Origin of the sequence: Bradyrhizobium sp. TM102, assembly GCF_009176685.1 — a bacterium.
In the GTDB taxonomy this organism is placed as follows: Bacteria; Pseudomonadota; Alphaproteobacteria; order Rhizobiales; family Xanthobacteraceae; genus Bradyrhizobium; species Bradyrhizobium ottawaense.
In genome coordinates, this window is sequence record NZ_AP021855.1 from 2233699 (window position 1) to 2255175 (window position 21477).

The 21477-nt window shown below is 65.2% G+C and carries 22 protein-coding genes; 8 read left to right on the top strand and 14 right to left on the bottom strand.

Annotated features, from left to right (window positions below; genetic code table 11):
* Window positions 1–142: 142 nt before the first annotated feature.
* Window positions 143–700 (bottom strand): lytic transglycosylase domain-containing protein, encoded by a 558-nt coding sequence (locus GDN70_RS10535; RefSeq protein ID WP_028145576.1) that lies wholly within the window; start codon window positions 698–700, stop codon window positions 143–145.
* Window positions 701–943: 243 nt separating this feature from the next.
* Here GDN70_RS10535 and GDN70_RS10540 point away from each other — a divergent pair, with 243 nt between their 5' ends.
* A complete protein-coding gene (locus GDN70_RS10540; RefSeq protein WP_028145575.1) occupies window positions 944–1159 on the top strand; it encodes a hypothetical protein in 216 nt (71 codons plus the stop codon).
* A gap of 1 nt (window position 1160) precedes the next feature.
* Here the strand turns inward: GDN70_RS10540 and GDN70_RS10545 are convergent, their stop codons facing one another.
* Window positions 1161–2483: an ATP-binding protein gene (locus tag GDN70_RS10545; RefSeq protein WP_152102484.1), complete on the bottom strand. Its 1323-nt coding sequence runs from the start codon at window positions 2481–2483 to the stop codon at window positions 1161–1163.
* 14 nt (window positions 2484–2497) lie between these two features.
* Window positions 2498–3283, bottom strand: coding sequence for a response regulator (locus GDN70_RS10550; RefSeq protein WP_028145573.1), 786 nt, complete (start codon window positions 3281–3283; stop codon window positions 2498–2500).
* A gap of 181 nt (window positions 3284–3464) precedes the next feature.
* Here GDN70_RS10550 and GDN70_RS10555 point away from each other — a divergent pair, with 181 nt between their 5' ends.
* Window positions 3465–4037 carry a hypothetical protein gene (locus tag GDN70_RS10555; protein WP_028145572.1) on the top strand — a complete coding sequence of 191 codons (573 nt, stop codon included), beginning with the start codon at window positions 3465–3467 and terminating at the stop codon, window positions 4035–4037.
* A gap of 230 nt (window positions 4038–4267) precedes the next feature.
* Window positions 4268–4798, top strand: coding sequence for a PRC-barrel domain-containing protein (locus GDN70_RS10560; RefSeq protein ID WP_018318630.1), 531 nt, complete (start codon window positions 4268–4270; stop codon window positions 4796–4798).
* A gap of 105 nt (window positions 4799–4903) precedes the next feature.
* On the opposite strand, the gene GDN70_RS10565 is transcribed toward GDN70_RS10560, so the two are convergent.
* The 9 genes from GDN70_RS10565 to GDN70_RS10605 form a co-directional block, all read right to left on the bottom strand.
* Window positions 4904–6115, bottom strand: coding sequence for an ABC transporter substrate-binding protein (locus GDN70_RS10565; protein WP_152102485.1), 1212 nt, complete (start codon window positions 6113–6115; stop codon window positions 4904–4906).
* Window positions 6116–6482: 367 nt separating this feature from the next.
* Window positions 6483–7454 carry an IS110 family transposase gene (locus GDN70_RS10570; RefSeq protein ID WP_049801720.1) on the bottom strand — a complete coding sequence of 324 codons (972 nt, stop codon included), beginning with the start codon at window positions 7452–7454 and terminating at the stop codon, window positions 6483–6485.
* 347 nt (window positions 7455–7801) lie between these two features.
* Window positions 7802–8629, bottom strand: a complete 828-nt coding sequence (locus GDN70_RS10575) for an ABC transporter permease (RefSeq protein ID WP_028145570.1) — start codon at window positions 8627–8629, stop codon at window positions 7802–7804.
* The gene (locus GDN70_RS10580) at window positions 8626–9888 is read right to left on the bottom strand and encodes an ABC transporter permease (protein ID WP_152102486.1); all 1263 of its coding nucleotides are present in this window, start codon (window positions 9886–9888) and stop codon (window positions 8626–8628) included. Before GDN70_RS10580 ends, GDN70_RS10575 begins: the two co-directional genes overlap by 4 nt.
* Before the next feature lie 22 nt (window positions 9889–9910).
* Window positions 9911–10969, bottom strand: coding sequence for an ABC transporter substrate-binding protein (locus GDN70_RS10585; protein ID WP_038971281.1), 1059 nt, complete (start codon window positions 10967–10969; stop codon window positions 9911–9913).
* Window positions 10970–11017: 48 nt separating this feature from the next.
* Entirely contained in the window at window positions 11018–12127 is a 1110-nt protein-coding gene (locus GDN70_RS10590; protein ID WP_152103680.1) for an ABC transporter ATP-binding protein, read from the bottom strand.
* Between the two features lie 136 nt (window positions 12128–12263).
* The gene (locus GDN70_RS10595; RefSeq protein ID WP_152102487.1) at window positions 12264–13832 is read right to left on the bottom strand and encodes a DUF4403 family protein; all 1569 of its coding nucleotides are present in this window, start codon (window positions 13830–13832) and stop codon (window positions 12264–12266) included.
* Between the two features lie 122 nt (window positions 13833–13954).
* Entirely contained in the window at window positions 13955–14596 is a 642-nt protein-coding gene (locus GDN70_RS10600; protein WP_038971277.1) for a PQQ-binding-like beta-propeller repeat protein, read from the bottom strand.
* A 29-nt stretch (window positions 14597–14625) separates the two neighbouring features.
* Window positions 14626–15846, bottom strand: coding sequence for a helix-turn-helix domain-containing protein (locus GDN70_RS10605; RefSeq protein ID WP_095426044.1), 1221 nt, complete (start codon window positions 15844–15846; stop codon window positions 14626–14628).
* Window positions 15847–15999: 153 nt separating this feature from the next.
* Here GDN70_RS10605 and GDN70_RS10610 point away from each other — a divergent pair, with 153 nt between their 5' ends.
* Together GDN70_RS10610 and GDN70_RS10615 are read left to right on the top strand one after the other, a co-directional pair.
* Window positions 16000–16791 carry a DUF899 domain-containing protein gene (locus GDN70_RS10610; protein ID WP_371731545.1) on the top strand — a complete coding sequence of 264 codons (792 nt, stop codon included), beginning with the start codon at window positions 16000–16002 and terminating at the stop codon, window positions 16789–16791.
* Entirely contained in the window at window positions 16784–17008 is a 225-nt protein-coding gene (locus GDN70_RS10615) for a hypothetical protein (protein WP_038971273.1), read from the top strand. The genes GDN70_RS10610 and GDN70_RS10615 overlap by 8 nt, the downstream gene beginning before the upstream one ends.
* 217 nt (window positions 17009–17225) lie before the next feature.
* Here GDN70_RS10615 and GDN70_RS10620 read toward each other — a convergent pair whose 3' ends face one another.
* Complete coding sequence (locus GDN70_RS10620) at window positions 17226–17645, bottom strand: cytochrome c family protein (RefSeq protein WP_028145562.1); 420 nt, start codon at window positions 17643–17645, stop codon at window positions 17226–17228.
* Between the two features lie 102 nt (window positions 17646–17747).
* A complete protein-coding gene (locus tag GDN70_RS10625) occupies window positions 17748–18464 on the bottom strand; it encodes a L,D-transpeptidase (protein WP_038971272.1) in 717 nt (238 codons plus the stop codon).
* A 274-nt stretch (window positions 18465–18738) separates the two neighbouring features.
* On the opposite strand from GDN70_RS10625, the gene GDN70_RS10630 reads away from it, so the two are divergent.
* From GDN70_RS10630 to GDN70_RS10640, 3 genes are all read left to right on the top strand, one after another.
* On the top strand, window positions 18739–19791 hold the full coding sequence (locus GDN70_RS10630) for a glycosyltransferase family 1 protein (RefSeq protein WP_028145560.1): 1053 nt from the start codon (window positions 18739–18741) through the stop codon (window positions 19789–19791).
* Between the two features lie 35 nt (window positions 19792–19826).
* Complete coding sequence (locus GDN70_RS10635; protein WP_038947708.1) at window positions 19827–20516, top strand: methyltransferase domain-containing protein; 690 nt, start codon at window positions 19827–19829, stop codon at window positions 20514–20516.
* 125 nt (window positions 20517–20641) lie between these two features.
* Complete coding sequence (locus tag GDN70_RS10640; protein WP_028145558.1) at window positions 20642–21301, top strand: hypothetical protein; 660 nt, start codon at window positions 20642–20644, stop codon at window positions 21299–21301.
* Window positions 21302–21477: the final 176 nt, after the last annotated feature.

The window sequence follows — 21477 nt, forward strand, 5'->3', positions numbered from 1 at the left end:
GACGGGAACTGCAGCCGTGCCCCGGACGCAGCGCATCACGCAGGGGTGCGCTGCTGAGCCGGGGCCCATGCTGATGCAGGGATGCGGGGTCCCGGCTCTGCGCAGCAACGCTTCGCGTCGCAGCGCGTCCGGGACATGGGAGTTATTTCAGCGCCTGCGCCCGCGCGTTGCGGACGCGCTGGGCCAGCTTCTTATGCGGGACGCTGTCGAACATCGGCTGCGGGTTGCCATTCGGCTCGAGCCAGGGTTGGCCCATATTGCCCATATTGGTAACGCCCATATTGGCGATCTGCACGGTCTCCTGCCGCTGCCGCTTGGCGGCGTAGTAATAGCCGCCGGCGAAATAACGCACGGCCCGGGCGTGGTCGCCATTGGCGGCGCGATAGGCGCCGGCGAGATATTTCACGGCATAGGTGAGGTTGGTGTCGGGATCGCGCAGACCGGCGGCGTCGCCGGTGTAGCCGACCCCGCGGGCGGTCGCGAGCTTGATCTGCATCAGCCCGATGGTGCCGCCGCGGCCGACGAGGTGTGGCTGGTAGCGGCTCTCGCGCATGATCACGCGATGCACCAGCGCTTCCGGCACGCCGTTGGCGCGGGCATGAGCCGCGACCATCTCGGCATATTCAGCTTCACCCGCGATTGCGGCCTGCGGCAATGTCAATCCGGCCGCGAGCAGCGCGGCAATGCGTACAATTTTCATCAGATATCCCTGAGGTCCCCTAGAGTGACCTGCGCCCAGTCGTCGTTAGGCCTTCCGAACGCGGCGATGATGTGACCAAACGCCGCCATCGCCCGATTTTGCGGTGCCGAGCCGCTGTTACGACTCAAAGCTGGCGCAAGAGAGCTTCGGGGGCGGACGACCCCCGCTCGCGGCAGCACGCCTGTCTATTCGCGCGTGCCAGCGAAAGCGAGTAAGAAGACGCTGCAAATCGGGAGAGGTGCCATGACAAAATCAAACATGGCCAGGCTGTATGCCGGCGACATCCCCAGACAGAACCCCTGTGCCCAATGCGGCACGCCGATCCCGCAGCCTGACTGGATCGAGCCGGGTGAGGGGCGCGTCTCCTATCTCTGGAATTGCCACGCCTGCAATTATCGTTTCGAGGCCGTGGCCATCTTCGATGAGACCGCCATCGAGCACCCGCCGCTCGCGGCTTGAGTCAGGCGGCGAGCCGCGGCTGCTGCCAGAGCGGCAATTGCATCCGTACGATTAGTCCATGTGGGTTGCGGTCGTGCAGCGACAGCTCGCCGCCATGGGCGAGCGCGATAGCGCGCGCGATCGACAGGCCGAGCCCGAAGCCGGTGGATTCGTCCATGGTGCGCGCATCGTCGCCGCGCACGAACGGCTCGAGCATCTCCTGCTTGCGCGAATCTGAAATGCCGGGGCCGTCGTCCTCGACGTCGATGACGAGCGTGGTGCCCGAGATGTCGAGGCGGATCATCACCTCGGCGCCAAAGCGCACGGCGTTCTCGACCAGGTTGGTGACGCCGCGATGCAGATCGTCGGGCCGCGCGGCGGCGGTCATGGACGCCGGCCCGTCATAATGCACGACATGGCCCATGTCGCCGAACTGGTCGGCGACGAGCTGGAGCGTGCTGGCGATGTCGACCAGCGTCACGGCTTCGACCTTGCGGTCGTTGCGCAGCAGCGACAGCACCGATTCCAGCATCGCGCGCATCTGGTCGAGATCGACCAGCATGCGCTTGCGGTTGCCCTCGTCCTCGATGAATTCGGCGCGCAGGCGCAGCCGCGTGATCGGCGTGCGCAGATCGTGGCTGATCGCAGCGAGCATCCTGGTGCGATCCGACATCAGGCGGGCGATCCGTTCATGCATGCGGTTGAGCGCGCGCGCCACCGAGCGGATCTCTTCCGGGCCGCGCTCCGGCAGCGGCTCCGCCCCGCCATCGAGGCTGAAATTCTCGGCGGCCTTGGCGAAGGACGACAGCGGAGCGGCCAGCGCGCGCGCCGCCCACAGCCCGAGCACGCTGACGCAGATGAAAGCCGACATCAGCGCCATCAGCCACGGCGCGCCCCAGAACCATGGCCGCGGCCCGCCCTCGACATGCCCGGCGATCATGGTGCCGTCGGGCAACGCGACGCCGACGCGGGATACTGTGCCGTCCGAGGTCAGCTGGACCGCCCGGTAGCCGCGCCCGAGATGACGGCGCATCCCGCGCAGGTGCTGATTGTCGTTCTCCTCGACGCTTGCGGTGCCGGGCGCGAGCATTTCGATGCCGAGCTTGGGGAAGGCGCGCGCGAGATCGGCGACGAGGCGCGGACGCTCGCCGGCCTCGGCCGAGCCGAGCAGCAGCGCGGCATCGGTCAACTGATGCGCGCCGTCCGGCGGCGTGTCGGGGCGGTCGGGCCGGCTGATCAGGAAGGCGGTGGTGACGACGAGATGGAGCGCGACGGTCGAAGCCAGCACCAGCGCGGCGATCTGCCCGCCGATCCCCTTGAGGTGGAAGAATCCGAACGGCTTCATCCTCGGCGCCCGCTTCAACTGCTCAGGGGCGCCGCAACCGCTTCAGTGCTCGCTGCTTGAGGGCTTGCTGCTTGAGGGCCTGCAACCTGCGTTCGCGGCGTGAACAGATAGCCGCCGGAGCGCACCGTCTTGATGAGGGTGGGATCGGCCGGATTGGGCTCGATCTTGCGGCGGATGCGGCTGACCAGCACGTCGATGGAGCGTTCGAACGATCCGGTGTTGCGGCCCTGCGTGAGGTCGAGCAGGCTGTCGCGTGACAGCACGCGGCCGGGCCGTTCGCAGAACGTGCGCAGGAGATCGAATTCGGCGCTGGTCACCGCGACGCGCGCGCCTTCCGGATTGCGCAGCTCGCGCAGCCGCAGGTCGATGTGCCAACCCTCGAAGGTGAGCGTGCTCGCGCCTTCGATCGAGCTTGCCGCTTGAGCCGCGGCCTGGCGGCGCAGCACGGCGTTGATGCGGGCGAGCAGCTCGCGCGGGTTGAATGGTTTCGGCAGATAGTCGTCCGCGCCCATCTCGAGGCCGACGATGCGGTCGACGTCCTCGCCGCGCGCGGTCAGCATGATGATCGGCGTCTGCGCCTCGGCACGCACCTTGCGGCACAGGCTGAGGCCGTCCTCGCCCGGCAGCATGACGTCGAGGATGATGAGGTCGACGCGGTGATCGGCCATGGCGCGCGACATCTCGCGGCCGTCGCTCACGGCGGTGACGTTGCAGGCGTTGTTGCGCAGGTACTTCGCAATCAACGTCCGGGTTTCGCGGTCGTCTTCGACGACCAGGATGTTGGGATTGGGAATGGCCATGCGCTTTGTTTGTCCAGGATTCGGGCCAAATGGCGAAGATTTTTGTTTCGGATTGTTTCTGGTTGGCTTCCCGCAACAGGCGGCAATCGCGCCGTCGCGAAAGGGCAAGGTCTCGTTAAGGCCGTTAACCATAGCGTGGCGTGGTCCGCGACGAAACCCCCGCAAAATCCAAGGAGCCATCATGACCTCGATTTCGGCGGCCTCCGCCGGCAACCACCAGTCGCCGCTTCAGCGGCTGCAGCAGGAATTGCAATCGGAAGTGTCCGCCGGCACGATCTCGTCTTCGGACCAGTCGGCGCTCTCGACGGCGCTGACCGACATCGACACGGCACTCCAGCAGAGCCGGTCGAGCGACCAGTCCAGCGGCACGCGCCCCTCCAAGGACGAGATGCAGTCGAAGATCGACGACCTCATCTCGAAAGAGGTGTCGAACGGCACGCTGACCTCGGACCAGGCCGAGGAGCTGAAGAACGTGTTTCAGTCCGCCTTCGCGAACGGTCCGGGCGGGGCGGGCGGCCTCGGTGGTGCAGGCGGACCTCCGCCCGGTCCGCCGCCGGACGACAGCTCCACGGATTCGGCGTCGTCCACGGACTCGACCAGCAGTACCTCCAGCGACCAGACCACCGCCGAGATCCTCCAGCAGTTCCTGCAGGCGCTGCAGCAGTCGCAATCATCGAGCCCGTCCTACGGCGCCAACGGCGGCTCGTCCGGCAATTCCGACTTCTCCGCGCTTCTGATCGACTACAAGAGCTGACCCTGAGCGACGCGGGTCGGCGCGGGTCCTCGCCGCGATCATGCTTCACCCAGGGCGCATGATCGTCGGCGGGGAACCGTGCGCCGCAAAATGTTCCTGGGTGACGCAGGAACAGTCCCTGCGAGGTTTGCGCGCTCGCGCATAGCGCGACGAAATTGCGGCGCGCACGGAACTGCGTGTGATCAGCGCTGTTTTCTCTACACGAGTTTTTCTGTGAAGGAGAGGACAACATGCTGACGAAATCCATCGCCGCCGGCCTCGCCGGCACCGCACTGCTTGCGACCGTTGCGTTCGCGCAATCGCCGACCGCCACCACCGACAAGGCGCCGACCGCGGCCACCGCGACGACGGCCACCACGACCGCTTCCGGCGAGTGGCGTACGTCGAAAATGTCGGGCCTGAAGGTCTATAACGAGGCCAACGAGAACATCGGCTCGATCAACGAGCTGCTGATGGACAAGAGCGGCAACGTCAAGATTGCCGTGATCGGCGTCGGCGGCTTCCTCGGCATGGGCGAGCATCTGGTCGCCGTGCCCTATGAGAAATTGAAGTTCGTCAACGAGGCCGTCGCCTATACCGGCACCGGCACGAACCCGGGCGCCAAGCCCGCCGCGTCCACCACGACAGGCGCTGCGACTGGCACCGACAGGCCGGCTGCGACCACGACGTCGTCCACCTCGAAGTGGTATCCGGACCACGCTGTGTTCAATGCCAGCAAGGACGAGCTGAAGAACATGCCGGAGTTCAAGTACGCGGAGTAATGCAGCCCGCGTAACTGCCTAAACGAAGCGCGCCTGGTTTTCGCCGGGCGCGCTGTCGTGTCTATTTCTTACCTCGTCCCGCTAGCGCGGCGAGGGAGACGGCTCTCAGTGCGTCACCAGCGGGCAGCCGCCCTTGTCGAGCGGACGGAAGGCCTCGTCGCCGGGCACGGTGGCGATCAGCTTGTAGAGGTCCCACTCGCCCTTGGATTCCTCGGGCTTCTTGACCTCGAACAGATACATGTCGTGGACCATGCGGCCGTCGATGCGGATCTTGCCGTTCCTGGCGAAGAAGTCGTTGACCGGCGTGGCGCGCATCTGCGCCATCACCTTCGGCGCCTCGTCGCTCTTGATGGCGTCGATCGCCTTCAGATAGTGCATGGTCGCCGAGTAGAGCCCGGCCTGGATCATGGTCGGCATGTGGCCGACCTTCTCGTTGAAGCGCTTGGAGAAGGCGCGAGTCTCCTCGTTCATGTCCCAGTAGAAGGCGTCGGTGACGATCAGGCCTTGCGTCGCCTTGATGCCGAGCGAATGCGTGTCGGTGATCTCCTGCAAGAGCGCGATCATCTTCTGGCCGCCCTGCGTCAGGCCGAACTCGGACGCCTGCTTCAACGCGTTGGTGGTATCGCCGCCGGCATTGGCCAATGCGACCACCTTGGCCTTGGAGGCCTGGGCCTGGAGCAGGAAGGAGGAGAAGTCCGACGAGTTGAGCGGATGGCGGACTTCGCCGAGCACCTTGCCGCCGCTCTCCTTGACGACGTTGGCGGCGTCGCGCTGCAGCGCCATGCCGAAGGCGTAGTCGGCGGTGACGAAGAACCAGCTGTCCTCGCCGCGTTTCACCATCGCCTTGCCGGCGACGTTTGATAGCGCATAGGTGTCGTAGGTCCAGTGCACGGTGTTGGGCGAGCAGGCGGTGCCGGTGATATCGGACGAGCCGCCCCCCGAATTGATGTGGATCTTGTTCTTCTCGCGCGTCAGGGCCGAGACCGGCAACGCCACCGACGACGTCGGAACGTCGAAGATCGCGTCGACCTTGTCGTTGTCATACCAGTTGCGGGCGATGTTGACGCCGACGTCGGGCTTGTTCTGGTGATCGGCCGCGACCACGGCGACCGGCTTGCCGGCGGCCTTGGCGCCGTAATCGGCGACCGCCATCTCGACCGCGGCGAGCGAGCCCTTGCCGGTCGCGTCGGCATAGAGGCTCGACATGTCCGTGAGCACGCCGATCTTGACGACGTCGTCGGAAATCTGCGCCTGCGCCGTGCCGGACGTAGCGGCGAGGGCGAGACCGGCCGCGACGGCGGCGATGAGTTTTTGCATGGTTATTCTTCTCCCTGTGTGTTGTTATTCGGGCTTTGTTACGGGGACTGTTCTAGCGACAATCAGTCACGGCAGCTAAGCGGTGTGCGCCATAGCGGAATGCAAAAAGAGAAGGGGCGGGCGGTGTTCCCCTTCGCCTCTCTCCGCGAAGCAGGATCAGCGAGATCAGGATCGTAGCAACCATTAAAGCACGCCCGATTTCCGCGAGCATGACGCCGTGCTTGCGGCCGTCAAGGCGTGGCCTGGCGGCAGTCGACGTGAGGTGAGACGAGCGCGACGGCCATCCTTGACGGCCGCGGCGCGCGGCGTCGTCTTGACGGCAGGTCGGGACGAAGAAACGGTCGCCTGATCGAACAAGGAAACGAGATCAGGTGACGGACACACTCGCGGTTCTGGGCGGTTCGGCGACCCACGGTGTTCCGCGGGCGACGACGGCGTTGATGATGACGATCAGCTTCCTGGCACAGGCGACCAGCGCGCGCTTGTGGCCCTTGCCGGCGGCGATCAGCCGGCTGTACAGGGCCATGAGCTGCGGATTCCAGCGGAAGGATGCCGGAAGAGCTGCGGTGTAGAGCGCCTGACGCAAGCGCTGGCGTCCGCCGTCAATCCTGCGGGCGCCGACATGCTTGCCGCTGTCGTCATCGTACGGCGCAAGCCCGGTGAGGGCTGCGGCTTGCTCGCGGGTGATCTGACCGATCTCGGGCATCCTGATCAAGATGGCAACCGCGGTCGGCAAGCCGCTGCCGCCAACGCTGTAGATCAGATCGAGCCGTGCGGCGAGATCGCGATGCTTGCGGATCGCTGCCACCAGGGCCTTGAACTCGGCTCGTCTGTGCTTGGCCAACAGAGCGATCTGCTCCTTCCAGAACTTCTGGATACGTTCGTCAGGGCAGCTCTCCAGCCGATTCTTGAGCTTTGCGATGTCCTCCTTGATCTGGTCGATCATCGTCAGATGCACGGCAAAAGGCTGCAGCCGGGGGTCTGGAGCGGGATGGATCTTCTTGACCGCGGCGGTGCAGGCCGCAATCAATGCGGCATCCATTTTGTCGTTCTTGGCCCGTTGCAAATGGAACGTGGCATAGGCGCGGACCTGGATCGGCTGAAACACGATGACGACAAACCGCTGGCGTCGCAGTTCGGCGACCGCCGCCTGCTCGTAACCACCGCTTGCCTCGATCCCAACCCGCTTGACCTTGTGGCGCTTCAGCCACTCCACCAGCTCCTGGTGGCCTTCCGCCGTGTTCTTGACCTGCAGCTCCTCCGAACTGCCATCGAGCGCCACGTCGAGCTTATCTTTGCTGGTATCGATTCCAGCACAGATCGTGTTACGTTTGGCCATCTTCCTCGACCCTCCCTTGTGATGCGAACCTGAAGTTCGTTCAACCATGCGGGTCCCGATGAAGTGCCGACCGCGATCTTGCTACAAAACGCAGCCCTCAAGGCTTCGGTGGGCATCGATCCGATCGATCGGCGGCCCAGCTCGGGCGGCCACCCGGGCTGGGCCATTCCTCACGGAACCAGGCCATTCTAATCCGGCGCGCTAATACAAGGGTGGGCAAAGGCGCAAAGCGCCGTGCCCACCATCTACCCCAACACCGCAACAGAAATGGTGGGCACGCTTCGCTTTGCCCACCCTACGATACTGCCGCCGTCCTTGCGGGGAAGGAGAGAAGTCACGCCCGGCTCTCAGCCGCCACCCTTGAGCCGTTCATTGCGGCGGCGCAGGCCTTCGAGGGTGGCGAGGAGGATCACCGAGACCGTCGTCAAAATGACCGCCGCTGCCGTGATCGTCGGGCTGATGTTCTCGCGGATGCCGCTGAACATTTCGCGCGGCAGGGTGCGCTGTTCCGGACCGGCCATGAACAGAACGATTACCACCTCGTCGAAGCTGGTCGCGAAGGCGAACAATGCACCCGAAGCGAGGCCGGGCAGGATCAGCGGCAGGATCACACGGCGGAACGCCTCGAGCGGCGAGGCGCCGAGCGAGGCGGCGGCGCGGGCCAGATTGGTGTCGAAGCTCTGCAGCGTCGCGCCGACCGTGATCACGACGAAAGGCGTCGCCAGCGCGGTGTGGGCCAGGATCAAGCCGAGATAGCTGCCGGTCAGTCCGATCGGCGCGAAGAAGAAATACAGGCCGACCGCGGTGATGACACCGGGGACGACGACCGGCGACAGCACGAAGGCCAGCACGAGCGGTTTGAACCGGCTCTTCCACTGCGCCAGACCGAGCGCGGCCAGCGTGCCGAGCACCATGGACAGCAGCGTCGAGGCGACGCCGATGATCATGCTGTTCTTCAGCGAATTCATCCAGCGCGGCGAATTGAGGAAGTCGTCGTACCAACGCAACGACAGGCCCGGCAGCGGATAGGTCAGGTACGAGCCCGAGCTGAAGGACAACGGCATGATCGCCAGGATCGGCGCGATCAGGAAGATGAACACCAGCGTGGAGACAATGATGGTCGCGGTCCACGCGATGCGCTGGCTGGGCGTGCGGAGGGGAGCATTGTCGCTCAATTCTTCATCCCTCCCGTGACCTGCTGGCCCTGCACCAGCTTGCCGTAGACCAGTGCCAGCAGAAGGGTGGCCAGCAGCAGCACCGCACCGAGCGCCGAAGCAAGGCCCCAATTGGCGGTTTCGGTGGTGTAGAGCGCGATGAAGTAGCTGATCATCTGATCGGCGGCGCCGCCGACGAGCGCAGGTGTGACGTAATAGCCGAGCGCCAGGATGAACACGAGCAGGCTTCCCGCGCCGATGCCGGGCAGGGTCTGCGGCAGGTAGATTCGCAGGAAGGCGGTGACCGGTGGCGCGCCGAGCGAGGCCGCGGCACGCATGTAAGCCGGCGAGATCGCCTTCATGCTGCTGTAGAGCGGCAGGATCATGAATGGCAGGAGAACGTGGGTCATCGCCACGCAGACACCGAAGCGGTTGTAGATCAGGCGCAACGGCTCGTCGATGATGCCGAGCCAGTGCAGGCTGTCGTTCACGACGCCCTTGCTCTGCAGCAGCACGATCCAGGCGCAGGTGCGGACCAGGAGCGAGGTCCAGAACGGCAGCAGGACGAAGATCATCAGCAGGTTCGAGCGGCTCGGCGGCAGCGTCGCCAAGAGGTAGGCGACCGGGAAGCCGAGGATCAGGCAGAGTACGGTGACGCTGAGGCTGATGATGAAGGTGCGGGTGAACAGGCTGCGATAGATGGCCTGGTCCGGCGGGGCCGCGACGATCACGCCGTCGACGTTCCTGACAAGGTCGAGCGCCGCCAGAAGGTAGAAGCCCGTGACCGGGCCACTGGCATCCCGGATTGTCGTCCAGGTCGTGCGTTCGCGCCAGGCCGGATTGATCTTGCCCAGCGTCTCCTTGGCCGTGCCGGGCTCGGGCATCGTCTTCAGATTGCGTGCCGTGCTGGTCAGGATCGTGCGAAAACCGTTGAGTGCGTAGTTCAGCCGCTTGGCCGCGATCGCAATGGTGCCGGAGGCGCGCGCCGCCATGATGTCGCTTGCCAGCGCAGCAAAGGCTTCTTCGGCCGGCAGGTCCTTGCCGTCCCAGCTGGCGAGAGCGGCGATCGTCTGGGGCAGAACCTGACGCACTTCCCGGTCATCGACCGCGCGCCACAGCATGCCGGCGATGGGGCCTGCGAAGGTGAAGAGCAGGAAGACGAGAAGCGGCGCGATCAGCGCCAACGCCTTGACCTGGCGTGTCCGCTCCGCGCGCCGCAATCGGCGCTTGAGCGGCACCTCGGTCGACGCATTGGCACCGGACAGGGACGCATCCGTCATTCGTCGAGCCTTGCCGGGCGCGCTATTTCGCGGCCCATTTGTTGAAGCGTTCGGTCAGGCGGTCGATGTTCTCGAGCCAGAACGCAACGTTGATCTCGACCGCATTCTTGATGTTGTCAGGCGCCGTCGGCAGGTCCTTCAGAACGGCCGGCGCGAGCCGTCCGGCTGCGTCCTTGTTCGAGGTGCCATAGGAGATATTCTCCGACAGTTTCGACTGGTTCTCCGCCTTGCCTGCGAAGTCCAGGAACTTGTAGGCGGCGTCCTTGTTCGGGCTGCCCTTCAGGATGACCCAGCTGTCGAGCGTGAACAGCGCGCCGTCCCAGACCATGCCGAAGTTCTTCTTCTCGTTCTTGTTCGCTGTGTCGATGCGGCCATTGTAGACCGAGGTCATCGCGACTTCTCCGGAGGCGAGCAGTTGCGGCGGCTGGGCGCCGGCCTTCCACCACACGATGTCGCCCTTGATGGTGTCGAGCTTCTTGAACGCGCGCTCGACGCCTTCGTCGGTCGCCAGCACCTTGTAGACGTCCTTCGGCGCGACGCCGTCGGCCATCAGAGCGATCTCCAGTGTGGTCTTCGGGCCCTGACGCAGGGCGCGCTTGCCCGGAATCTTCTTGGTGTCGAAGAAGTCGGCCCAGCCCTTGGGCGCTTCCTTCAGCTTGTCCTTGTCATAGCCGAGAACAAAGTCATAGAGGATGGCGCCGACGCCGCACGGATTGACCGACGGCGGGATGTAGGCGGCCTCGCCGCCGATCTTGGAATAGTCCAGCTTCTCGAACAGGCCTTCCTCGCAGCCCACCGCGAGTTCGTCGCTCTCGACCTGGACGACGTCCCAGGTGGCGGCGCCGCCCTGCACCTTGGCACGCAGCACGCCGACGCCGCCGTCCCAGGATTCATCGTTCATGGCAATTCCGGCCGCCTTCTTGAACGGCTCGAAATAGGCCTTCTTCTGGGCATCCTGATACGCGCCGCCCCACGACACGACGGTGAGGTCGCGCGCCTGCCCGACCGTGGCCAGCGCGGCGCTAGCGGTGAAGGCCGCAGCGAAACCCAGAGCAATCTTGCCAATCTTGCGCTTCAGCATGGTCATGGTTCCTTCTTCATGTGCGTTGCGTTGAGTTCGATCGCTGGATCAGACAGGATCGAGGGCGAGGCAGTCCTCGGGGTGAAAGGTGACGAACACGTTTGCACCGTGTGTCAGGCTGTCATGTGCGCCGGGCTGAAGCTTGACCATGAACTCGGCATTCCCCGAGACATCGAGCACGGCCAGCGCGTGGTCGCCGAGATAGATGGTGTTCTGCACCCTGGCCGGCAGCCGGTTCGGTCCGTCGCTGGAGGTGCCGTCCGGGATAATGGTGATCCGCTCCGGCCGCACCGACAGCGAGGTCGATGCGCCCGCGCCTGATACATTGACCGCCCGTGCGGTGACAGTGCCGCCGCCAGCCAGCGCGACGCGGCAATAGTCGCTGTCGACCGTCTCGACGGTGCCGGCCAGCACATTGTTCTCGCCGATGAAATGGGCGACGAAGCTGTTCACCGGATGCTCATACAGCGCGTCGGGCTTGTCGATCTGCTGCACGATGCCGTCGTTGAACACGGCGATGCGGTCCGACATGGTGAGCGCTTCACTCTGATCGTGGGTGACGTAAACGACGGTGATGCCCATCGTCTCGTGCAGTTGCTTGATCTCCAACTGCATCTGCTCCCGCAGGCGCTTGTCGAGAGCGCCCAGAGGCTCGTCCATCAGCACGAGTTGCGGATTGAAGACCAGCGCGCGGGCCAGCGCCACGCGCTGCTGCTGACCGCCGGACAGCTGTCCGGGCCGCCGGTGCGCCAGGTTTTCCATCTTGATCATGCGTAACGCCGATCCAACGCGTTCCTGCACGTCCGCCTTGTTCGTCTTGCGAACGGATAGCGGGAAGGCAATATTCTCCGCGATCGTCAGGTGCGGAAACAAGGCATAGTTCTGGAACACCATGCCGATGTCGCGCTTGTGCGGCGGCATGTTCTTGATCGGCCGGCCCGCGAGGTAGATCTCGCCATGGGTCGGAACCTCGAAGCCGGCCAGCATCATCAGCGTGGTCGTCTTGCCCGAGCCCGACGGGCCGAGCAGGGTGATGAACTCGCCCTTCCTGATGTCGAGATCGAGGTTCTTCACCACGAGATGCTCGCCATCATAGGTCTTCTGAATGCCGGAAAAGCGCACCAGTGCCGGCGCAGGCGTGACCATGCCGGCTTCCATGTTGACCTCGCGTTTACCCACTACAGTGCCGTCGGCACCTCATTCGAGGTTGCGAGGAACAGCTTAGCATCCTCCGATCAGAATGCCAGCGGCGCAACCGATCAAGAGGCGTCCAAGCGCGGCGAATGAAGGCGAGCTACATCCCCGACAGCTTCGTCACCGACACATTCAGCGTGCCGCCGGCTTCCGCGACCACGCGCAGCGTCTTGGAATCGAAGGCAATGTCGGCCAGCGTCAGGCTGTCGATCTTGGCGTCGACCTTGACGCCGTCCTCGCTTTTCTGGAAGTCGGCGATGACGCCAGCGATCTTCTCGCGCGCGTTGGCGGCGATCGGCTTCAGGTCGAGCGTCGCCCTCTGCAGCAGTGCTTGCTGCATCTGCGGCACCACCGCGCGCGCCGCGGCACCCAGTAGGCCGAAGGCGGCTTCCGATTCCACAGCAAGCTGGATGTCGGTGAGCCGCAGCGTCTGCTGCCCCTGGTCGAGCACCGGCCGGCCCCAGATGTGCACGGTCGCCTCGGCGCCGAGACCGAGCCAGCTCTTCTTTTCCTTGGCGCGCACCAAAAGCGAGATCAGCAGGCGCTCGCCCGACGGGACCACGTTGACGCTCTTGACGGTCACGTCGACCGGGCCGGAGCCGTCCTCGGGATAGGTGTGGCCGACCATCTGCGCGGCGATCAGCTTGTTGATCTCGGTGAAGGGCACGTCGATGGGCACGCCGATGCTCACGCCGGTGCCGGTCGGCGGCACGATCGAGATCTTGTCGGGGAACGGGCAGTCCGGCTTGGTCTGCGTCGACGTCACGCGCGTCTCCGCTTCCAGCCCCATCAGCAGCGTCACGGCCTGGGCATCGACGCGCGGCTGCGCGGCAATGGCGCGGATCGGCTTCATCTCCAGCCAGAGCGGCGGAAGCGCGGCCGAGGAGCTAGATCCCTGCAGCGGGATTGAGCGGCAGGCCTTGGCCCATTGCAGCTTCGCATTCTCGCGCAGGCTCGGATCGTTGCGGATGCGTTCGGAGACGATGTTGATCTGCTCGCCGACATTCTTGTCGATCAGCGGCTTGACCTGCGCCGGCACGTTGACCTTGGCGCCGGCGACGTTGAGGTTGGTGTCGCCGAGATTGACCTGGGCGCCGAGATTGGGCTCGATATGCCAGTTGGCCGCGAGCTTTGGCCGCGAAGTGACGATCACGTTGCCCTTGATCTCAGCGCTGGCGTTGAGATTCTTGATGTTGACCGCGCCGATCCGTTTCGCTGCGTCACCGCCGAGCACGCCGCTGAGCGCATCGCCGAGCGCGCCGGTGGCTTTCGAGGACAGCGAGCCCGTCACGTTCAGCTTGCCGCTGAGCGGTGTCGAGATCGTCAGCACGTCCTTGTCGCCGGCAGCTGCCATCGGCCCGCGCACGGCGGTCCAGCCGATGTCGGCGTTCTCCAGGATTTGCGAGATCGGGTTGTCGGCCTTCCCTGCGAAATTGCGCGGGGCAGCCTTCTCGGCCTGGTCGCGGATCGCCGACAGCGCGATGGCGACTGGTGCCACGACGATCGAGCTCTTCGCGACCGGCGGCAACGGCGGCAGTTGCGCCACCGGCGGCGCGGAATTCGTCGCACGCGGCGACAGCCAGTCCATGGCCTTCAAGCTGATGAAGAACGACGCCGCGAGCACTACGACGGCGATCGTGATGGTCTTCAGATTCAACGTCAGTCGCATCGATCCCCCAAGCCGCCCCGGCAGGGATTCTACAGGGCAGGCGAGGAGGGCGCTAGAGCGCACCGATGGGGTGGAATTGGGGCGAACGGGCTAACGGCAGCGACCGCATCGCTGCCGTGCATTCAGGCCCCGCGCCGGGGACGGCGGACCGCTCTCACATTGCCGTTAGCGCCACCGCCGCAGAAGAAGCGGTCGCCGCCGTCGGACTCCAGTCCTGACACCATCGTCCCCGCCGGCAGGTCGAGCAGTTCGAGTACCTTGCCCGTGTCAGGATCGATCCGCCTGATATCGCTATCCTCGCCCTCCCAGGTGCCGTGCCAGAGCTCGCCATCGACCCAGGTCACCCCGGTCACGAACCGCTTGCTCTCGATGGTGCGAAGGACCTTGCCCGTGTCCGGATCGACCTGATGGATCTTGCGCTCGCGATATTGCCCGACCCACAGCGAGCCCTCGGCCCAGGCCAGGCCGGAATCGCCACCGCCACCCGGCGCAGGAATGCTGGCGAGCACCTTGCCCGAGGCCGCATCGATCTTCTGGATGCGATCCTCGGCGATCTGGAACAGGTGCAGGCCGTCGAACGCCGTTCCCGCATGGGCTGCGACATCGAGGGAGCGCGCGACCTTGCCGCTATCAGGATCGATCGCATTCAACTTGTCGCCGGATGCGAACCAGACATGGCTGCCGTCATAGGTGACGCCATGCACGGCCTCGACGCCGGCAAAAGGTCCGTACTCCCTGATGATCTCGGCGGCTGAACGCTTCATGTGATCGCTCCCTGTGATGTGCTCCTACCTTACGTCTTCAGGAGCGGTCCCGGGAGTAACAAGCCTGTCGGGAAACCCGGGACAGGCGGCGTCATCCAGCGCCGCGCCCGCCCATGTCCGAACGACTGCACCTTGTTCGATCGCGCCAGCTCGTCGAGCGCGCGTTGAACCGTGCGCGCACTGGTTCCCAGTGCCAGCGCGAGCGCCGAGCTCGACCACGGCTCGCCGTCGGAGAGGAAGGCGAGGACAGCGGCGTGCTTCTCCTCGACGGGCCGCGCCAGTACCATGACCTGCCGCGTCTTGCGCGGCGTCAGTGCAAAACCCTGCTTCGTCGCAGTGACATCGGCCACAGGCTTGAGCTTGGCGCGGAGGCGGCCGATCTCCACGCGCAGGCGCGCGCGGTGCGATTCATCGACGTGCCTCGCCTGAAACGCCCCAGCCATCAGCGCCTCTCGCGAGACGTCCGCGGGCCAGGCCTGCGCCAGGACGCGGGCGAGTGCGAACAGCACCGGGCGGGTTCCGAGCGATACGATCGTGCCCCGCCTGCGCACCGAATGATGGAACGTGTCTACGACCAGCGCGTCCGAAGCCGCGAGCTCCTCGACCTGCTCCAGCAGCAACGGACGTTCGTTGCCATGCGTGATCAGGCGTGCCGCGGGCGTATCGAGCACGCGGTTCGTGCTCTCGACCTCGGCTGTCAGCCCTGGGATGCCCGCCAGGCTCGCTGCGTGAGCCGCCCGGCCAAGCGCCACGCGCGCGTCTTTGGTTCTGAGCCGCCGTATTGCGATGCCGGCGACCACGAGCTCGCGGACGACCTGCGGGGCAGGCGGCAGCGGGGAGGTGCCGAGCTCGGCGAGGATACGCTCGGCTTCGTCGAGCCGTCCGACGAGAAGAAGACGGCGTGCCTCGATGTGGCCTGCATGCGTGGCATTGGCGACATCGCCGTGCTTTTCGAGCGTCGTCCGTGCCGCCGCGAGCGTCTTCGTCGGCCAGCCGAGATCGCGCGAAACCAGCGCGATCTCGGCTTCGGCCACCACGCATCTCGCGCGAGCCACAGCCTCGCGCGGACCGAAGGCGCGCGCGGCGCTTCGCAGCAGCGTCTTCGCCTTTGCGAGATCGCCGAGCTGCGCCATCGCGATGCCGCGCAGCGCCAGCGACGGCGCATCGTTGCGCAACGCAACGCGGTTCAGCGCGCCGAGCGGATCGCCGGCCTCGAGCGCGCGCGCTGCGGCCGTGATCAGCGACTCCATGTCAATCCCGCCACACTTGTTACTCCCACCGCGCAACCACGAGGTGCCAGAATTCGTTGACGGCCGACAAGGTGCGGTGAAGGGCGAGCGGTTCCACGAGACGCGGAATGATCGCCCAGGCAAGACGTCAGGCAAGAGATTCGGAGAGTCATGATGACATTAGCCCAAAACGAACGGAACAACGGACAGGCCGACATGCAAACACCGCCGGTGGTGTCGCCGCAGGATTGGGAGGCCGCCCGTCAGCAACTGCTCGTGAAGGAAAAGGCGCATACCCGTGCCCGCGACGCCCTGGCCGCCGAGCGCCGGCGCATGCCGTGGATGGAAGTGAGCAAAATCTATGCGTTCGAGGGGCCCGGCGGCAAGGTCAGCCTGCTCGACCTGTTCCAGGGCCGACGGCAGCTGATCGTCTACCGCGCCTTCTTCGAGCCGGGCGTGTTCGGCTGGCCTGATCACGCCTGCCGCGGCTGCTCCATGGTGGCCGACCAGGTCGCCCACGTCGCGCATCTCAACGCTCGCGACACCACGCTGGTGTTCGCCTCGCGGGCGCCGCGAGCCGACATCATCAGGCTGAAGAAGCATATGGGCTGGACCATGCCGTGGGTCACCGTCACCGACAGCTTTGATGCCGATTTCGGCGTCGACGAATGGCACGGGACGAACGTGTTCTACCGCGACGGCGACCGCATCTTCCGCACCTATTTCATCAAGAGCCGCGGCGACGAGCAGATGGGCGGCACCTGGAATTATCTCGACATCACGCCGCTCGGCCGCCAGGAGGTCTGGGAAGACTCGCCAAAAGGCTATCCGCAGACGCCGACCTACAAATGGTGGAACTGGCACGACAGCTACACCGAAGGCGCGGCGCCCGACCAGAAGTGGGTCGAGATCTCGGACGCCGGCGAGAAGGCGTTTCGTCAGGAGGCGGCGGAAGGTCGTGACTAGTGCCGCCAGCCTTGCCAGATGGCTCGGCCTCGCGGCCACGCCGACCTTTGCGATCATGGCCGGGCTGACGGCCATGATCGGCGGCGGTCAGGCGGACATGCTGTGCGCCGCCGGGCGCGGGTCTTCGCTCGGCGAGATGGTGCCGATGTATCTGCTGATGAGCGCGTTTCATTCAGCGGCGTGGCTGCGATTGATCTCAGAGAGGACCGGCGGATGAGCGATTTCCGCCGGTGTGAACGCCTCGTCCTTCGAGGCGACCGCTTCGCGGTCTCCTCAAGGATGAGGCTAACTGGCATTCGCGCCCTGGTGCAATAGCTGCGTGAGCACGAGCTGCCGCACACTCCGTCCTCATCCTGAGGGCCCGCCGCAGGCGGGCGTCTCGAAGGATTGCGCTGAGATTTCGAATGCAAGCCTCACACGCGGCGCCCACGCGACTATTGCCCGCCCGCCGCCTGCAGATACGCCACCACCTTCGCCGCGTCCTCCGCCGAGACGCCGCCATAGGGCTGCATCTTGTTGCCGGATACGACCTCGTCCGGCTTGACCATGAAGCGCGTGAGCTTGTCCTGGTCCCAGACGAAGCCGGCCTCTTTCATCGAGGACGAGTAGTTGTAGTCCGGCAGCGAGCCGGCCTTGCGTCCCACGATCTTGTTGAGATTGGGACCGAGGCGATTGTCGCCTTCCTTCACGGAATGGCAGGTGCGGCAGGAATTGTTGAAGGCCTGCTGAGCTGCCGCTTCGCTCGCCGGCTGCTGAGCGAGCGAGGAGGGTACGGACACGAGCAGCGTTAACGCTCCGGCACCGGCGACTGGGCGCAGCCATGAGTTCGCCGAGAATTGCATTTGCGCCTCCATCGGGGACCCGCGCCTCAGCAAGCGCGCGCCGGAATGTCGAGGGCAAACGAAGGCGGCCCCGGGGATGTTCCGGGGCCGTTTGCGTCACAATGTCCTGTCGGTTCAGCGCGTCGCGGTTCCGAGCTCCGCTCTCCGTTCCGTCATCGGCAGCACAATCACCTTGGTGCCGACGTTGACGCGGGAGTAGAGGTCGGAAACGTCATCATTGGTCAGGCGGATGCAGCCGGAGGAGACGCGCTTGCCGATGGTGTCGGGGGCGTTGGTGCCGTGGATGCGGTAGATGGTGCCGCCGAGATACATGGCGCGGGCGCCAAGCGGGTTGCCGGGGCCACCGGCCATGTGGCGCGGCAGATAGGGCTGGCGGGCGATCATTTCCGGCGGCGGAGTCCAGGCCGGCCACTCGGCCTTCCTGGTGACGGACTGCGTGCCCGACCAGGTGAAGCCGTCGCGGCCGACGCCGATGCCGTAGCGCAGCGCCTGGCCGCCTCCGAGCACATAATAGAGATAGGTGTTGGGCGTATCGATGATGATGGTGCCCGGCGCCTCACGCGTCGCGTAGGAGACGGTCTGGCGGCGGAAGCGTGCCGGCATCTCCACGGCGTCCTGATCCTCGAACGGCTCGGTCTGATAGGTCGGCGCCTGGTAGGGCTGATAGGGCTGGATCGGCTGCGGCGCGGCGAACGGCGGCAGCGGCTGGAAGAAGGGGAAGAGCTGCACCGGCGCGGCCTTGGCGCTACCCGCGAATGCGATCGCGGAGACCGCGACTGCGCCGAATGCAACGGCGCGCGAAAACGTCTTGAACGTATCCAGATTGAACATGTGATCGCCCCTGTTTGCTCGGTGGTTTCGGCCACCGCGGCACCGTTGCGGTGCTCTGTTGCTGAGATCACTAACCGCAAAACGTTTCGGGACATTTGCGCGGAAAACCGAAAACGGTTTCACGGCGGCAAGGATTGTTTCATGACAGTTTCGTGGCCGCAGGTGCCCGTTAACGAACAAAACGGTGGGCCGACACTTCTGTGACGTCACACGCCTGAAATATCCTTCGTTGATGGTCGGAAACCGAGAATCATCAAACTCTCGGGATTTCCCCATGCGGGTATTAATCGCGACTGACGCCTGGCATCCCCAAGTTAACGGTGTGGTCCGCACCCTGACCTCGCTGGCGAATGCCGCCAAGGCCCTCGATGTCGAGATCGACTTCCTGACGCCGGACGGCTTTCCGTCCTGGCCGCTGCCGACCTATCCGGGCCTGCGCATCGCGCTGCCGAGCGGAAAGGAGATCGCGCGACGGATCGAGAAGGCCGCGCCGGACGCGCTCCACATCGCGACCGAAGGTCCGATCGGCTGGGCCGCGCGAGCCTATTGCCGTCGCAACCGGCTTGCCTTCACCACGTCCTACACGACGCGCTTTCCCGAATATGTCTCGGTGCGGACCGGCATCCCCGCCGCCGTCGGTTATGCCGTGCTGCGCCACTTCCATGATGCCGCCGCGATGACGATGGTGGCGACGCCCTCGCTGCGGCAAGAGCTCTCCGAGCGCGGCTTCAAGCGGCTCGGCTTCTGGACGCGCGGCGTCAACACCGAGCTGTTTCATCCCGACTCGCCGGCACGGCTCGATCTGCCGGGGCCGATCTTCATGACCATGGGCCGGGTCGCGGTAGAGAAGAATCTCGAAGCGTTTCTCTCGCTCGATCTGCCCGGCACCAAGGTCGTCGTCGGCGACGGCCCGCAGAAGGCGGCGCTCCAGAAGAAATATCCGGAGGTGGTGTTCCTCGGCGAGAAGAAGGGCGCGGATCTCACCGCGCATCTCGCCGCCGCCGACGTGTTCGTGTTTCCGAGCCTGACCGATACGTTTGGCGTGGTGCAGCTGGAGGCGCTGGCCTGCGGCACGCCGGTTGCGGCGTTTCCCGTGACGGGTCCAAAAGACGTCATCGCCGATCATCCGATCGGCGCGATCGACCACGATTTGCGTACCGCGTGCCTGCGCGCGCTCACCATGTCGCGCGAGACCTGCCGTAACTTCGCGCTGGAGCGTTCCTGGGAAAACAGCGCGCGCCAGTTCGTCGGCAATCTCACCTCACTTCAGCCCAGCCGCGCCTTGCGCGCCTCGCCTCGGATGGCGCGGCGGCCGGTGCGCGGTTGATCCCAAACGTCTGACCCACAGCGAGAACCTCATCGATGGCTAAGATCATGAACCTTGACGGCACCGAGCAGCTCGATCTCACCCGTGGCACGGTCGAGCAGGCCTATGACCGCTGGGCGCCCGTCTACGATCTCGTGTTCGGCGGTGTGTTCGCCAAGGGCCGGCAGGCGGCGATCGCGGCCACCAACAAGATCGGCGGCCGCGTGCTCGAGGTCGGCGTCGGCACCGGCATCTCGCTGCCGCTCTATGCACCGAACCTGCGCATCTTCGGCACCGACATCTCGGAAGCGATGCTCGACAAGGCGCGCCAGCGCGTCGCCGAGGGCAAGCTGAAGAACGTCGAGGGCCTCGCGGTGATGGACGCCGAGAAGCTCGAATTCCCCGACAATTCCTTCGACGTCGTGATGGCGCAATATGTCGTCACCGCGGTGCCGAACCCGGAGAAGGCGCTCGACGAATTCGCCCGCGTGCTGCGGCCCGGCGGCGAGCTGATCATCCTCACCCGCGTCAGCGCCGATGCCGGCATGCGCCGCTTCATCGAGCAGAAGCTGCAGCCGGTGGTGCGTCCGCTCGGCTTCCGCACCGCCGAGTTCGCCTGGTCGCGCTATGCCAAGTGGCTGGCCGGCGCCCACGGCATCGAGCTCGCCGAGCGCCGCCTGATTCCGCCGCTCGGCCATTTCTCGCTGGTGCGCTTCCGCAAGGTCGACGTCGCGAAAGCGGCGTGAGCTGAAGCTCACGCGTCGCGTGCGTCATCGCGCCGCTGCACATCGTCACATGACAAAATGATGATGTCACACGGCCTACATCGAATCCCTGTAATCCCGTACCCGAAAGCATTTTGGGGGAGAGCATGATCAAGAATTATCTCGAGCAGCTGCGGATCCAGCGCTGGGACGACCATCGCTACTATCACCACAGCCGCATCAATCAGAGCCTGCACTTCATCAGCGCGCTGAGCTTTCTCTTCGCCTATGTCTGGCTGTTCATCGACCCTGTCATCTCCGCACTGGTCGGCTGGCTGGTCTCGATGACCTCGCGCCAGGCCGGTCACTTCTTCTTCGAGCCGCACGGCTACGACCACATCAACCAGGCCACCCACGAGCACAAGGAAGAGATCAAGGTCGGCTACAACCTTCAGCGCAAGGTGGTGCTGATGGCGATCTGGGCGGCTTCGCCCCTGGTGCTGTTCGCTGATCCCTCGCTGTTCGGCCTGTTCACCCCCTGGGCGTCCGCGACCGACTTCATGCGGCAGGTTGCCAAGATCTGGCTCGTGGTCGGCGGCGGCGGTCTGTTGTTCCGCACCGTGCACCTGTTCTTCATTCGCGACGTCGAGACCGGCCTCGTCTGGATGACCAAGATCCTGACCGATCCCTTCCACGATCTGATGCTCTATCGCAGCGCGCCGCTCGCCCTGATGCGAGGCGAGCTGATGGACCCCGGCCTGCACCTCAATCCCGAGCACACGCTGGGCCTCATCGGCGAGCCCACGCTCGAAGAGCAGCACGCCTGACACGGCCGTTGCCCGGATCGCGAATGTCCATGGTCTACGTCATGCCCGGGCTTGTCCCGGGCATCCACGTCTTGGGGCCGTTGCGTCGAGACACGTGGATGGCCGGGCATAGGCGAGCGGAAGCGACGCCGTCCTCCGGACGGCTTTGCCCGGCCATGACGGCGTCGGAGCAGGCA

Bases quoted from the DNA above. Each gene is read 5' to 3' on its own strand.
- GDN70_RS10535 (WP_028145576.1), bottom strand. From the start codon at position 700: ATGAAAATTGTACGCATTGCCGCGCTGCTCGCGGCCGGATTGACATTG.
- GDN70_RS10540 (WP_028145575.1), top strand. From the start codon at position 944: ATGACAAAATCAAACATGGCCAGGCTGTATGCCGGCGACATCCCCAGA.
- GDN70_RS10545 (WP_152102484.1), bottom strand. From the start codon at position 2,483: ATGAAGCCGTTCGGATTCTTCCACCTCAAGGGGATCGGCGGGCAGATC.
- GDN70_RS10550 (WP_028145573.1), bottom strand. From the start codon at position 3,283: ATGGCCATTCCCAATCCCAACATCCTGGTCGTCGAAGACGACCGCGAA.
- GDN70_RS10555 (WP_028145572.1), top strand. From the start codon at position 3,465: ATGACCTCGATTTCGGCGGCCTCCGCCGGCAACCACCAGTCGCCGCTT.
- GDN70_RS10560 (WP_018318630.1), top strand. From the start codon at position 4,268: ATGCTGACGAAATCCATCGCCGCCGGCCTCGCCGGCACCGCACTGCTT.
- GDN70_RS10565 (WP_152102485.1), bottom strand. From the start codon at position 6,115: ATGCAAAAACTCATCGCCGCCGTCGCGGCCGGTCTCGCCCTCGCCGCT.
- GDN70_RS10570 (WP_049801720.1), bottom strand. From the start codon at position 7,454: ATGGCCAAACGTAACACGATCTGTGCTGGAATCGATACCAGCAAAGAT.
- GDN70_RS10580 (WP_152102486.1), bottom strand. From the start codon at position 9,888: ATGACGGATGCGTCCCTGTCCGGTGCCAATGCGTCGACCGAGGTGCCG.
- GDN70_RS10585 (WP_038971281.1), bottom strand. From the start codon at position 10,969: ATGCTGAAGCGCAAGATTGGCAAGATTGCTCTGGGTTTCGCTGCGGCC.
- GDN70_RS10590 (WP_152103680.1), bottom strand. From the start codon at position 12,127: ATGGAAGCCGGCATGGTCACGCCTGCGCCGGCACTGGTGCGCTTTTCC.
- GDN70_RS10595 (WP_152102487.1), bottom strand. From the start codon at position 13,832: ATGCGACTGACGTTGAATCTGAAGACCATCACGATCGCCGTCGTAGTG.
- GDN70_RS10600 (WP_038971277.1), bottom strand. From the start codon at position 14,596: ATGAAGCGTTCAGCCGCCGAGATCATCAGGGAGTACGGACCTTTTGCC.
- GDN70_RS10605 (WP_095426044.1), bottom strand. From the start codon at position 15,846: ATGGAGTCGCTGATCACGGCCGCAGCGCGCGCGCTCGAGGCCGGCGAT.
- GDN70_RS10610 (WP_371731545.1), top strand. From the start codon at position 16,000: ATGACATTAGCCCAAAACGAACGGAACAACGGACAGGCCGACATGCAA.
- GDN70_RS10620 (WP_028145562.1), bottom strand. From the start codon at position 17,645: ATGGAGGCGCAAATGCAATTCTCGGCGAACTCATGGCTGCGCCCAGTC.
- GDN70_RS10625 (WP_038971272.1), bottom strand. From the start codon at position 18,464: ATGTTCAATCTGGATACGTTCAAGACGTTTTCGCGCGCCGTTGCATTC.
- GDN70_RS10630 (WP_028145560.1), top strand. From the start codon at position 18,739: ATGCGGGTATTAATCGCGACTGACGCCTGGCATCCCCAAGTTAACGGT.
- GDN70_RS10635 (WP_038947708.1), top strand. From the start codon at position 19,827: ATGGCTAAGATCATGAACCTTGACGGCACCGAGCAGCTCGATCTCACC.
- GDN70_RS10640 (WP_028145558.1), top strand. From the start codon at position 20,642: ATGATCAAGAATTATCTCGAGCAGCTGCGGATCCAGCGCTGGGACGAC.